Consider the following 14671-nt stretch of genomic DNA (forward strand, 5'->3'; position numbering starts at 1 on the left):
GGCACAAATATTGTGCTTATGTTAAATAAAAAAATAGTTCAGCAAAACTAACTATTTTTGCTATGTTCAACAATAAAATAAATGAGATATGCAATTTAAAACTATTACAAAACAAAAATTGCCATTTTTTGTTGCAATCGGCTTAATGGCTGTGTTAACATCATGTGGTTCCTTTCAATATGCAGGATACGACAACGATGGTATTTATGCTTCTGATGAAAATGAGCCTGATGTTGAACAACCAGTAACTACTACATCTACAAATGGTTCTAGTTATTATAAAAATTATTTTGCCGAAAACTCAGCACAACTTGATGCTGCTACAGAAGAAAGCGAAATTTTTACTGATATAGATTCTTATGAAGGTAATTATACAGAAACAGCTCAAGACACTCTAGAGCAAAGACCTATTTATGGTGGTTGGGGACAAAACAGCACCGTAACAATAAATGTTATAGACAACAGCTTCTATGATCCATGGTTATGGAATGACCCTTGGTTATGGAACGGAGGTTTTGGCTACAGTTATTATGGTTGGGGAAGACCATGGGGATGGAACCGTTGGGGTTGGAATTATGGCTGGGGATGGAACGCTGGCTTTGGCTATGGATGGAATAACTGGGGCTGGAATGCATGGTGTCCTCCTGGATATAACAATTGGGCATGGAATGGTTACTACGGTTACTCAAACCATAGATTAGCGTATAGTAACAGTAGAAGACGAGGTTCTATGCTATATAATAACAATTTTGGTCGTAGTGCACGAAGCAATTCTGCTATATCAAGAGGAGATTATTCAACCCGTAGATTATCAAATGCAGCAACAAATAGAAGTACAAGAAGTACTAGGGCAACACCTAATACTTCAACTAGAAGTATTGGAAATACAAGATCCACTAGAACATCTAGAAACATCTCAGCACCAACACGTTCTAGCACAAGAGTTACTAGACCTGCTAGAAGCACGAGATCCTCATCATCTGGCTCAGTAAGATCTAGTAGAAGTTCAGGATCATCAGGTTCTATTAGATCATCAAGAAGTTCTTCATCTAGGTCTTCTGGAAGTGTAAGATCATCATCGAGCAGCTCAAGATCGTCTAGTAGCTCAAGATCGACTAGTAGCAGTAGACGTGGTAGAGGTTAGACATTAATTTAAATTCGAAAATTTTTAAAATTTACTTATGAAAAAATTACTTATGTTTTGCATAGGCATGTTGAGTACGTCCTATATTTTAGCACAAGATGTAACTGACGCAATTAGGTATTCAATAGACGAAATACAAGGTACCGCACGCTTTAGAGCTATGAGTGGTGCTTTTGGAGCCCTTGGAGGAGATATGTCTGGTGTTAGTATTAACCCAGCAGGTTCCGCAATATTTAATAATAGCCATGCTTCAGTTTCCATTGGTGTGTTTAATAAAAATAATGATGTTAACTATTTTAATGGTTCAAACTCAGACTCTGATTCAAATCTAGATTTGAATCAACTTGGAGCTACCTTTGTATTTACAAATTCAAATCCAAATTCACCTTGGAAAAAATTCACATTAGGTGCCGCTTATGACAATACCGCAAACCTTAATAATGAATGGAGAGCTAGCGGTACAAATACAACTTCGATAGATAGCTATTTTCTTGCTTTTACTAATACTATAGAAATACCTTTTGGAATACTAAAACTTCAACCTGGTGAATTCATTGAAGAAGCTTATTCAGATATAGGCACAATACCTGATGATGGTTATTCAATTCAACAAGCATTTTTAGGCTATTGGTCTGGAATAATTGATCCAGAGAACCTTGATGACAATACTAACAATAATGAAACTAATTATGTTTCTAATATAAGTCCTGGAAATTTTAATCAAAATTATCTGTATTCTGAAACAGGATATAATGGTAAACTCGCCTTCAATTTTGCTACAGATTATGACGACAAATTCTTTTTTGGCTTAAACTTGAATACACATTTTATAAATTATGAAAAATTTACAAGCCTAAACGAAACTAACTCTAATGCTGGATCTGTTGTTAACAGTTTAAGATTTGAAAATTTATTATCTACAACAGGAAGTGGTTTTTCATTTCAGCTTGGTACAATTGTAAAATTAACACCAGAGCTTAGAGCTGGCGTTTCATATAACTCACCTACATGGTATAGGGTGAGCGAGGAATTGGTTCAGGGGATTAACTCCAATATTGCTGATCAGGATATAAGATATATAAGTGATATAATTAATATTTATCCTGAGTATAAACTAAAAACACCTGGAAAAATTACAGGAAGTCTTGCTTATGTTTTTGGAAAACAAGGTTTATTAAGTTTTGATTATTCTGTTAAAGATTATAGTAATGCAAAATTCAAACCTACATCAGACCCATCCTTTTCTGATCTAAATAATGACATAAGTAATGCTTTAACTTCTGCTGCCTCCTACAAATTTGGTGGTGAATACCGTCATAAACAATTCAGTTTTAGAGGTGGTTATCGTTTTGAAGAAAGCCCATATAAAGATGATATGCGCCTTGGAGATTTAACTGGTTACTCATTAGGATTAGGTTATACTTTTGGAGATTTTAATTTAGATGTAGCTTTTAGTCAAGCTGAAAGAGAAACAAACCATCAGTTGTATAATGTTGGTTTAACTGACTCTGCTCAAGTACAGACAAAATTTACTGATGTTATAATAACACTAGGATTTAGAATTTAACACAAAACAACTATAAAAAGAAAAAACCTGAACACATGTTCAGGTTTTTTCTTTTATACAATACCATTTCCTTATCGTTTCAAGGTAAAATGGGCTTTAAACTCTTTTCGCTTTCCCGTTAGTGGTTCGTCGTACTCTACGGTAAACCAGTAGCCATTGCTCGGCATCCTGTTCCCATTGAATGTTCCGTCCCATCCTGGGCCTGTCGGGCTCAATTGCTTCAACAGTTTCCCATAGCGGTCAAATATATAAATTTTTGCACTGCTTCCAATGCCCTTTATGTTCCATGTGTCATGGTTGCCATCTCCATTTGGTGTAAAGTACAGTGGGTAATCTATTACAAATACTGGTACACTTACCCAACCACAACCGTTCTTGTCTCTTGCTGTAACTTCGTGATCTCCTGTAGATACATTATAAAATATACCTTCATCTTGCCATGGACCTCCATCCAGACTGTACTCATACACTCCTGGTCCACTTGCCACTGCTTCTATAACGTGATTATTTGCAAAAGCTTGTGTGACCACATCAGCTACCAATGTCGGTGGCTCACTTTCTGTCACTACAGTGTTGTCCATATTAACACACTGCGTCACTGTTGATGTACTGATATCGGTTACTATAACACTATAGGTTCCTCCTTGTAATGGGCTTAAACTTGACCCTGTCCCTCCTGCAAGTACGTTGCCATCCAATGACCACTCAAAGGTATAGTCCGCCTCTGATAGTTCAGTATCCAGTACCAATGGATCCAGTATTTCTGTTCCATTGGTATTGACGCACAGTATATAATTGTCATCTAAATCAAAGTTTGGCAATGGGTTCACCTGAAGGGTCAATTCTGCCACTGCAAAACAGATGGAACTGTCCGCTTGGTTATCAAACGTACCGTCGTTGTTCAAGTCCACTGGGTCTCCATTACCGTCACCATCGATGTCTACATACTCAAACGTACCGTCTGCGTTGGCATCTATTCCATCCGATAAACCATCTCCATCAACATCGATAAGGTCAAAGATACCGTCTGCATCGGTGTCATAGGTATCTATGGTACCATTGGCATCCAAATCCAATCCTGCTGTCAATTCTGCTAAGTCTAAAGAAATCGGGATTACCGTTAAGGTGTTATTGTCCACTCTTGCATAGATGACTTGTGGGTTGACGACATTCTCATATAAATTTGGTAGTGGATTGACATTTAAGTTGGCATCTTCTTCCGTTGCATAGTAGCTTACGATATAGTCCGTTGGATTCTGGCCGTCGAGTACTTGGGCATCTTGTGTTGATAAATCAAACTGTACACTGTCGTTGCTCGGGTCTCCGTCCGTTTCCATATGGTCATCACATTCTTCGTAAAGGATAGGGTCCATGTCCGGATTGGCCTCTGCGGCTTCGTCCACTTGGATATTGAAGCTTTGTGTGCTGATGGAACAGCCCGTGACGTTATTGGTGATCGTTACGAATATCTGCTGTGGGTTCGTTGTGTTGATGTACGGACTTACCAAGGCGTTCATCCCTGACTCTGCGTCTGCAAGGTCTTCATGATAGGTCACTATGAACTGGGTTGGGTCCTGTCCGTTCAAGACTTCCTCGTCTTTAGTCGTTAGGTCAAAACTGTCAAATCCATCGGTATTGAGTTCGCACTGGATAAAGTCCGTTACCGCCACGACTTCTGGCAATGGATTGACACGTATGGTAAAGTCTACCAAGGTGTAACAGCCTGTTACATCGTTGGTCACCCTTACATAGATCGTCTGCTCTGGTGTCTCTATGTTGGTATATTGAGTTGGGTCTACGATTGCGTTCATCCCTGAGTCTGAATCTTCTGGTGTCTCATGGTAGGTTGCCGTAACTCCGTTCTCACCATTGAGCAATAGCACTTCGTTTTCTGTTAAATCGAAGATTTCAAAACCATCTCCTGTATTGATCTCATCACATAGCTCTAAATCCGGTAACTGATCACTTGGTGTTGGTGTTGGGTTTGGTAATACTCTAATGGTCAAGGTCGTGTAGTCCACACAGCCTGTATCGGTATCCGTTACCACAACATATAGGGTCTGTGGGTTGGCTGGTAAGCCTCCTACAGAGGTATTGGTATATGCTGTCGGGTCTGGTATGGCACCTGTCTGTGCTTGTGCATCGGCATTTGTTTCGTAATAGGCTACGGACCAGCTGGCATTACCTCCTGTGATCTCTTGATCTTTTACCGTAAGGTCGAACTCGGTCATCTCGTTCCCTGGCGATTCCCCTAAATCATCACATAGCTCTAATGGTGTTGGCTGTACCGCTGTTGGTGGCAGCTCTACCTGAAGCTCAAATTCGCCTGTATCGTAACAGTCCGATGTTGGGTTGTACAAGCGTACATAGATCGTCTGTGGGTTGCCCGTATTGGTGTAGTTCCCTACATTGATTATTGGGTTATTCCCTGATTGTGCGTCTGCTGCGTTTACATGATAGGTCAACGTCACATCGGCTGGATTTTGGACACCAAGGATATCGGCGTCGCGCTCTGTAAGGTCGAACTGGGCAATGCCATCGGCATCGGCATCACAGATAATCAGTGGGTCTAAACTCGTTGGTACTTCTGGCGATGCTACCACGACGAGTTCTAATGTATTTAAGGTCAATCTATAACAACCTGTTAACGTGCTCTCCGATCTCACATAGATCATCTGGCTATTGGCCACGATGTTGGTGTAAGGGCTTGATAATGGGTTATCTCCCATTTCTGCATCTTCCTGGGTCTCGTGGTAACTGATCACTACATCGGATTCACCATTGGTAATGGCCACTGTACGGATCGTAAGGTCAAACTCTGCAAAACCGTCGTTGTCGTCATCACAGACTTCTATTGGTTCTGGGTCTTGTTCTGGTGATGGTAACGGGTTGACCCTCAAGGTCAGCGTTACCGTACTGTAACAGCCCGTGTTATCGTTCTCTCCGCGTATATAGATCGTTTGTGCATTGCTCGTATTAATATATGGGCTTGCTATTGGGCTCGTCCCATTATCGGCATCTAGCTGTGTCTCGTAATACGTTAGGGTAATGCCTGTCTGCCCGTTTAGTATTTCTGCATTGGCATCTTCCAAAGTGAACGGCTCTTGCTCGTCTCCTGGATTGTCCACATCACAAAGCTCTAATGGTGATGGTTGTAATAGTACTGGTAATGGGTTGACGATAAGTTCTAAACTCGTTACTTTATAACAGCCTTCTACCGTATTGCTGTCCTCCACGCGTATCCAGATGAACTGGCCGTCCTCTTGCGTATTGGTATAGGCATTGGGATTGGCGATAGGGTTCATTGGTGCATTGGCATCGGCTTCGGTCTCGTAATAGCTTACCGTGTACTGCATTGGGTCTAGTCCGTTCAAAACTTCTGGTGCCTTGGTGGTAAGGTCGAACATGGCATAACCGTCCGCTGAGGCATCGTCGCAGGCGTGCAATGGGTTTGGTTCTACTATCTGTGGGCTTGGCTCTACGATCAGTACCAGTTCTACTATAGTGGCACAGTCCGTGGCTATGGTCTCGCTCTCTACTCTTGCGTATAATGTCTGTGTGTTGATTACGATATTGTTGTAATCTACTGTTGTGTCTATCGCGTCTACATTGTTATCGGCATTGGCCATCGTCTCGTGGTAGGTCACTGTGAGCCCTGCTGCTCCTATGGTGATATCATTCTCGGCATCGGTAAGGGTGAACATCCCAAACCCATCATTGTCTGGGTCACAGTAGCGTAACGGCTCTGGTGTATTGGCTACTGGTGCTTGCTCTACTCCCAACTCTAGGGTTGTTGTATCGTAACAGCCCGTTGTGTTGTCCTCGACACGTACAAAGATGATCTGAGGGTTGCTGATATTGGTGTATGGGATTGTCAAAGGGTTGGCAGCGTTGTCGGCATCTGCCTGGGTTAAATAATAATTCACAGTATATCCCGGATTGTTGCCCGTGATCTCTATGTTCTTTATGCTCAAGTCAATCTCCGTTAAACCGTCTGGTGTGCCGTCGTCGCAGACTTCTAATGGTGTTGGAACTACTAAAGCAGGTAACGGATTGGCCGTAAACTGAACAATACTACTATTTGGACAAGTCCCAGAAGTAACATATTCTATTGAATAAGTTTCACCAGGTGTACCATTAGTTACATCTCCAGTAGCTGGATTTATAACAGCTGTATCTGTTGGTGCAATATCAAAACTAAAAGTTCCGCCAACATCACCAGTAATTGTTACAGTACCTCCATCACATGTAGGCTGTACAGTAAAACTTGCATCATCAATTGGTAAGGCATTAAAAGTTACTATTTGAGTATCTGGACATGTTCCTCCCGTTGTATAAGAAATAGAATATGAGGCTCCAGGTGAACCATTGGTTACATCTCCAGTAGCTGGATTTATAACAGCAGTATCAGTTGGTGCAACATCAAAACTAAAAGTTCCACCAGTTGTACCAGTAATTGTTACGGTACCTCCATCACAAGTTGGTGTAACATTAAAGGATGCGTCATCAGAGGTAATTACAGTAACACTTTGAGTTGATGACTGTGGACAATCGCCAGCAGTAGTGTATTCAACAGTATATGTTGAACCAGAAACACCATTAGTTATTGTACCTGTATTAGCATCAATGATAGCAGTATCAGTTGGCATTGGGTTAAAAGCAAAAGTACCACCAACATCACCTGTTACAGTAGCAGTTGCACCATCACAGGTTGCTGTTAAAGTAAAACTTGGATCGTCTAGAGTTAATACAGTTAAAACTTCCGTGCTTGATGCAGGGCATGCTCCTGACGTCATATATTCTATAGTATAACTGTTGCCTGGAGTTGCATCTGTTACAGTACCAGTATTAGGATCAATTACCGCTGTATCTGTTGGAGCAGGATTAAAACTAAAAGTACCACCAACATCACCAGTAATTGTTGCTGTGCCACCATCACATGTAGGCGTTACTGTAAATGCAGGATCATCACCGACAATTACTTCAAAAGTTTGAAGGCTTGTTGCAGGACATACTCCATTTGTAGTATATTCTATTCCATATGTTTCCCCTGAAGTTCCTCCTGTAACTTCACCTGTATTAGGATTGATTACAGCTGTATCAGTTGGTATAGGATTAAATGTAAATGTTCCTCCTACTGCACCGTTAATTGTTACTGTAGCACCATCACAAGTTGGTGTAACTGTAAAGGAGGCATCATCTCTAGGGTCAACTACAAGATTAAACAAAGGAGTCGCCGTTGCATTATAACAATTAGAATCTCCAATACTTTCAACCCTTACATAAATTGGTTGCGGATTAACTGTATTAGTATATAATAATGGTAAAGCGCCTGTATCACCATCAGCATCAGCAAAGTTTAAATGATAAGTAACGTTAAAGTCTGAATCAGCCTGACCTCCTAAAATTCCTAATCTTTGTACATCTAAATCAAATTCTTCAAAGCCATCATTAGATGGGTCATCACAAAGTACTAAATCTGGCACAGGATTAATATCTGGCTGACCAGCTACATTTAATGTGAACGGTAAAACCTCATAACAACCAGAATTTAAATACTCTACACGTATATATATAGTTTCTCCATCTGTGCCTGAGTAGTTATTTAAATCAGTAATTTCCCCTGTATCTGCATCAGCATCTGCCTGCGAATTATGATAGGTGACTACCATATCAGCAGGAATGGTTGAACTAGCCAATACAACAGCAGTATTTGTTTCTAAATCGAAAAGATAAGGTGGCATACCTGTATCACAAATAAATAAATTATTAGGTACCTCTGTAACTATTTCCGGCAAAACATCTATACATACCACTTCGGTATATTCACAACCAAAATCGTCAGTAACACGGTAGGTATAACAAAATTGACCTTGTGTTGGCGGTGTTACAGTAATGACATTACCAGCTGTATTAGTTATTGTAGGATCAGGATCCCAAGCTTCAGAAGTTATAACTGGTGTAAAAGACAACTCAGGTGGTTGCAAATTTGGATCGAATTCTATACTCCATGAAAATATATGTCCATTATCCGCTCCAATATTGTCTACAACACGTATCGTCCAATCTCCATTTAAAGGTGACCCTATAAGACCATCCAATGGGTTTACAGAACTGTAACTACCAGCAGGCACAAAAGAATCGTTATAGGTACCAGGACCATTACCATCAGGAAATGTACCTCCTGTTTGTATACCTCCCACTAAAGTTGGGAAACCTCCATTAGGCACAAAACAATAATCATATCCAGTACCAGGTGTTGTATTACCACTATTTCCATCTACAGGATTAGTAGCCCATGGGATTCCTAAATTTGCAGACCCACCACCTTGGTCATGCATCCTAACGACTAGACCACTTGGTGATATAATTTCAATATCTAAGTCACCTAAATATGAATGCTCCATATTTAAGCATATACTTACTATTTGATTAACGTCAGTTATTGTCTGTGCAGAATCATAACAGTCTACAGTTACTGAAGTTTCGTAAGTTACACCGTTACCATCTGGCAAAAAAGTTATTCCACTTACAGGTGGAGTACAATCGTTAATAAATTCTACTGCATTTACAACACCTTCAATAGTAGTACTATCTCCAAAACAAATTGTAGGATCTGCTGCGGCTGTACCTGTAAAGTCCGGCTCTGTTGCAACTTGAATTACTTGATTGATTAAATTATTATTAGTACACCCTTCAGGGTCTTGAGAAGTGTTTGCATCTCTAATATTCAAATTTACTATGTAAACTCCAGGTGTTGCATAAGAAAATGTTGCTGTTTGTCCTGTAGCGGTATTACCATCACCTAAATCCCACTCATAAGTTGCGCCTGTTCCATCAACAGAAAAGACACCACTACCAGTTAAGGTAACATCTTCATTAGGACAAACTCTAATATAACCATCACCGTTTGGTGCAGGTGATGATGAATCTAATTGAGAATTAATTGTTTGACATGGTGTTAAACAAGAGATTGTTGCAGCCCAACCATTGCCAGGTCCACTATCATTAGAAACAAATTGAATTGTAATACAGCCAGAGGCATTATCTGGTGTAGCTTCAACTATACCAGGACCTGTTGGACCTGAAAAATTACCAAAAGGTGGCGCAGCTACTGAGTCTCCATTAAAAATTGACATTACGTCTAAATTCAATTGCGTTGTAAATGACGTAAAATCCAATCTTATTTTCTGACCTGCATTTTCAGGACATATGGTTAATATAAAATCTTCATCATTTCCGTAATTACCAAATTCTCCTCCAGAGTCATAAAAGACTCCTCCACATTGGCTAACGGTTGCTGTTTGCATATTTACATCTTGTGCTAACAATATCGATGAAAATACTAATGAAACTATAGTTAATAAATACTTCATACTGTAAAATTTTATTGATATTGAGACTTAATAATGATGTAATAATTTGTACCATCTACCTGATATATGGCAGCAGCCCTTGAATGAAATTCAAAATTATATTTTAGAGGATTAAAAGTTTTTGGGTTAAAAATTTTATCCCGTTCTAAATCCGTAACAAAACTATTGAAAAGTGTAATTTCCGAAAGTTTTGGGCATGGTTTCTTACTATCTTCATTAGCTATTTGTTTTATTACAACTCTGTTTCGAAGCAGTTGCTTAATACTTTTTAGCATATGAGGGTTATTAAAAACATACTTATCAGCAGAATCTCCATAAACTTCAATTATTTGAGCTCGTTCTTGAGCCGTTAATGGTAGTTTTACATTATCATCATACTTTGCTAATGGTAAAGGATTTTTTTGTTTTGTTTGTTGCCCAAGCATAATCATAGGCAATAGTATTACAACAAGAATAGTTAGTAATTTTTTCATGGCTTAACCGTAATTTTTAGAGTTTCGAAAATTAAGAAAATTTTAGGAAAACCGCTGTTAATTCGACAATGTTATTGGCATTTTAACGGTTTTACCTATATAACAAGTATAATTATAAAACTCCTACCTAAGCGAAGCTATTTTTATTGCTTATCTTTGCGCTTTAATTTTAGAATCTGATTAATATTTTTTTAGAATGAAAATCGATAGTGATTTTAACGATATTGATGCTTTAGGAGATGACCATATCGGTTCATCAAGTGATACTCCTTTAAGAGATGATGCTTTTAAGTTATCAAAAACCGAAAAAATTGACATCATTAAAGATGATGTAAGACATATTATGGAGACCTTAGGTTTAGATCTTACAGATGATAGCCTTAAAGGTACACCTAACCGTGTTGCTAAGATGTTTGTGAATGAGATTTTTGGAGGTTTAGACCCTAGTAAAAAACCTAGTGCATCAACTTTTGAAAACAAATATAAGTATGGCGAAATGTTAGTAGAGAAAAACATTACAGTTTACTCTACCTGTGAGCATCATCTCTTACCAATTGTTGGTAAAGCTCATGTGGCCTATATATCTAATGGTACTGTAGTAGGCTTATCCAAGATGAATCGTATCGTTGATTATTTTGCCAAGCGTCCTCAAGTACAAGAACGACTAACAATTCAGATAGTAAAAGAGCTTCAAAATGTTTTAAACACCGAAGATGTAGCTTGCGTTATAGATGCCAAACACTTATGTGTTAATTCTCGTGGTATAAGAGACGTTGAAAGTAGTACTGTAACTTCTGAGTTTGGTGGTAAATTTAAAGAGAAAGAGACACGTCGCGAATTTTTAGATTACATAAAACTAGATACTCATTTTTAGTTTGCTTTATCATTACTAGTTATTTAGCTTTGTCTATATTTTTTTAATTTTCATCATGCCATTATACGATACTAATCAAATAAAGATATATAATACACTTTCTGGCGAAAAGGAAGTTTTTAAACCTATTACAGCAGGTCATATTGGTATGTATGTCTGTGGTCCTACAGTATATAGTAATGTACATTTGGGCAATGTGAGAACGTTTATGTCTTTTGACATGATTTTTAGATACTTTAAGCATTTAGGCTATAAAGTACGTTATGTACGTAATATCACTGATGCAGGCCATTTAGAGAATGATGGAGATGTTGGTGAAGATAAAATCACAAAGAAAGCAAGATTAGAAGCCATTGAGCCAATGGAAATAGTACAGCGCTATACTGTAGATTTTCATAATGTATTAAATACGTTTAATTTTTTACCACCTAGTATAGAACCGACTGCAACTGGTCATATCATTGAACAGATAGAACTCATTGAAGCTATTATAAACAACGGCTTTGCTTATGTGGTTAATGGTTCTGTTTATTTTGATGTCCATAAATATAATGAGTCTAACGAATACGGAATATTAAGTAAGCGGAAGCTTGAAGACTTGATTCATAATACACGAGCTCTTGATGGTCAAAGTGATAAGAAAAACCCTCAAGATTTTGCACTTTGGAAAAAAGCAGAGCCGTCGCACATTATGAGATGGCCTTCACCTTGGAGTGATGGATTTCCAGGTTGGCATTTAGAATGTACGGCAATGAGTACCAAATATCTTGGAGAACAGTTTGATATTCATGGTGGCGGAATGGATTTAAAATTTCCGCATCACGAATGTGAGATAGCACAAAACCAAGCAGCCAAAGGACAAGATCCTGTAAAATATTGGATGCATACCAATATGTTGGAAATGAATGGTGCTCGTATGAGTAAATCTACCGGCAATTATATAAATCCAGCCGAATTATTATCTGGCAAAAATGATAAAATGTCCAAAGGTTATAACCCTATGGTCATTAGGTTTTTTATGATGCAAGCGTCTTATAAAAGTGTTTTAGATTTAACTGATGATGGTTTGTTGGCGGCTGAAAAAGGCTTCAATAGATTAATGGAGGCTATTGGTTTAATTGGTAACTTAAAATCTAGCTCAACATCAACATATAATGTTTCTGAATGGAAACAGAGATGCTATGACGCTATGAATGACGATTTTAATACACCTATTTTAATCGCTACACTTTTTGATGCCGCTAAATTTATCAACCAAGTTAAGGACGGAAGCGCTACTGTTACTAAAGATGATTTAGAATTACTTAAGCAAACTATTGAAGCTTTTACTTTTGATATTTTAGGTTTGGTTAACGTATCAAAAGAAGATTCCGGAAGAGATAAGTTGACTAGTGCTGTTGAAATCTTAATCAATCTTAGAAAAGAAGCTAGATTAAATAAAGATTTTGCCTTATCCGATAAAATTAGAGATCAATTAGCTGAAGCTGGTATTCAACTAAATGATAGTAGAGAAGGCACTACTTTTACGACTAATTAGAGGCCTATCCTACTAAATCCTTTCCAGAGGAAAGGACTTTACCACGATTATGAAAAGAGTTCTTATCGCACCTTTTTTATTTATTATAAACGTATATCAGAAGTTTATTTCTCCAATAACTCCCGCAACTTGTAGATATCAACCAACCTGTTCGCATTACGCAAAAGAAGCATTAGAAGTTCATGGTTTTTTTAAAGGAGGTTGGTTAGCTACTAAGCGGATTTTTAGTTGTCATCCCTTAGGAGGAAAAGGTTACGATCCTGTTCCACCTAAAGACCATTAATATTACGTTAATCTCATTTTCAATCGCATTCAAAATATTATATTTACCACATAAAGAAAATATTTATGTATTTATTACAAATTGATTGGGATCCAATAAAGTCACTCGATTTAGGATTTTTTGAACTTCATTTTTACAGTGTCATGTGGATTGTAGCCTTTATTTTGGGCTTTTATGTCACCAAACGTATTTGGAAAAATGAAAACGAATCTAGTGATTCATTAGACTCTTTATTCATTTATTCCGTTTTAGGCATTATGATTGGTGCCAGATTGGGTCACGTTATTTTTTACCAATCCGAATTAATTTCAGAAGATTTTTGGAGCATCTTTCTACCATTTAGTTTTAAAGATGGCATAAGATTTACAGGTTTTCAAGGCCTAGCAAGTCATGGTGCTGCGATTGGTATGATTATCTCCATGTATTTATACAACAAAAAAGTTTTGAAAAAAACGGTTATGTGGATTTTAGATCGTGTCGTAATTCCAGTAGCACTTGGTGCAGTATTTGTACGTATAGGAAACTTTATTAATTCTGAAATAGTCGGTAAAAAAACTGAAAGTGCTCTCGGAGTTATATTTAGGCAAAATAGTGAAAATTTTGCGCGTCATCCTGCGCAATTATACGAAGCGTTCTTTTACATTTTTGTGTTTTTAATTCTTTTATACTTCTATTGGAAAACTAAAAAATCTGAACAACAAGGATTCTTGTTTGGCTTGTTTTTAGTTCTACTTTGGACGGTAAGATTCTTTGTTGAATACTTAAAGGAACCTCAAGGAAATGAAGATCTGGCAAATTTCTTTGGCAATGTGCTAAATAATGGTCAATTGTTAAGTATTCCTTTTATTTTAATCGGGCTTTATTTCATGTTTCTATATAAACCAAAAAAGGAATTAAGCTAATGCAATTAAAAGCACTTTTAAAACATACATTATTCTTTGTTGCATTACTGCTATTCTCAAACTGTAAAGAAGAAAAAACAACAAAAACCGAAGGTAAAGTTATCGTTAGCTTTAAAAAAGAAGGCGTGCTACATCTTAAAAAAGCGGATTCAGATTCTATTATAAAAACTTTAGATATCGAAATTGCCGATAACGACTATGAAACTCAAACGGGATTGATGTACCGAACCAAATTAGAGGCCAATCATGGTATGTTATTTATTTTTCCTAACACAGACTACAGAAGTTTCTATATGAAGAACACCAAAATTCCATTGGATATTATTTATATAGATGAAGACAAATCTATTGTAAGCTTTCAAAAAAATGCCAAACCCTTTGATGAAACCTCGCTCCCATCTGAAGCACCAGCAAAGTATGTCCTAGAGATTAATGGAGGATTATCTGACGAATGGCAGCTTGAGGTTGGTGACAAGATTGAGTTTGACGTTTTAAACTAAGCTTTAAAATTAAAA

At 37.8% G+C, this 14671-nt stretch carries 9 protein-coding genes; 7 read left to right on the plus strand and 2 right to left on the minus strand.

Annotated elements, in window-relative coordinates:
- Positions 1–88: 88 nt before the first annotated feature.
- Both ACFFGA_RS05260 and ACFFGA_RS05265 read left to right on the plus strand, forming a co-directional pair.
- Complete coding sequence (locus tag ACFFGA_RS05260; RefSeq protein ID WP_386060725.1) at positions 89–1144, plus strand: hypothetical protein; 1056 nt, start codon at positions 89–91, stop codon at positions 1142–1144.
- Between the two features lie 37 nt (positions 1145–1181).
- Positions 1182–2711, plus strand: a complete 1530-nt coding sequence (locus ACFFGA_RS05265; protein WP_386060728.1) for an OmpP1/FadL family transporter — start codon at positions 1182–1184, stop codon at positions 2709–2711.
- 71 nt (positions 2712–2782) lie between these two features.
- On the opposite strand, the gene ACFFGA_RS05270 is transcribed toward ACFFGA_RS05265, so the two are convergent.
- A complete protein-coding gene (locus ACFFGA_RS05270; protein WP_386060731.1) occupies positions 2783–10087 on the minus strand; it encodes an FIDD domain-containing protein in 7305 nt (2434 codons plus the stop codon).
- Between the two features lie 11 nt (positions 10088–10098).
- The gene (locus ACFFGA_RS05275) at positions 10099–10560 is read right to left on the minus strand and encodes a hypothetical protein (protein WP_386060734.1); all 462 of its coding nucleotides are present in this window, start codon (positions 10558–10560) and stop codon (positions 10099–10101) included.
- Positions 10561–10756: 196 nt separating this feature from the next.
- Between ACFFGA_RS05275 and folE the strand changes: the two genes are divergently transcribed.
- The 5 genes from folE to ACFFGA_RS05300 all read left to right on the plus strand — a co-directional run bounded on the left by folE (position 10757) and on the right by ACFFGA_RS05300 (position 14656).
- A complete protein-coding gene (gene folE, locus ACFFGA_RS05280; protein WP_386060737.1) occupies positions 10757–11434 on the plus strand; it encodes a GTP cyclohydrolase I FolE in 678 nt (225 codons plus the stop codon).
- Between the two features lie 55 nt (positions 11435–11489).
- Positions 11490–12971: a cysteine--tRNA ligase gene (cysS, locus tag ACFFGA_RS05285; protein WP_386060740.1), complete on the plus strand. Its 1482-nt coding sequence runs from the start codon at positions 11490–11492 to the stop codon at positions 12969–12971.
- A gap of 49 nt (positions 12972–13020) precedes the next feature.
- A complete protein-coding gene (yidD, locus tag ACFFGA_RS05290) occupies positions 13021–13254 on the plus strand; it encodes a membrane protein insertion efficiency factor YidD (protein ID WP_386060743.1) in 234 nt (77 codons plus the stop codon).
- Positions 13255–13319: 65 nt separating this feature from the next.
- Complete coding sequence (lgt, locus tag ACFFGA_RS05295; RefSeq protein WP_386060746.1) at positions 13320–14156, plus strand: prolipoprotein diacylglyceryl transferase; 837 nt, start codon at positions 13320–13322, stop codon at positions 14154–14156.
- Complete coding sequence (locus tag ACFFGA_RS05300) at positions 14156–14656, plus strand: DUF192 domain-containing protein (RefSeq protein ID WP_386060749.1); 501 nt, start codon at positions 14156–14158, stop codon at positions 14654–14656. Before lgt ends, ACFFGA_RS05300 begins: the two co-directional genes overlap by 1 nt.
- Positions 14657–14671: the final 15 nt, after the last annotated feature.

It is taken from the genome of Winogradskyella pulchriflava (genome assembly GCF_042434315.1).
Lineage (GTDB): Bacteria > Bacteroidota > Bacteroidia > Flavobacteriales > Flavobacteriaceae > Winogradskyella > Winogradskyella pulchriflava.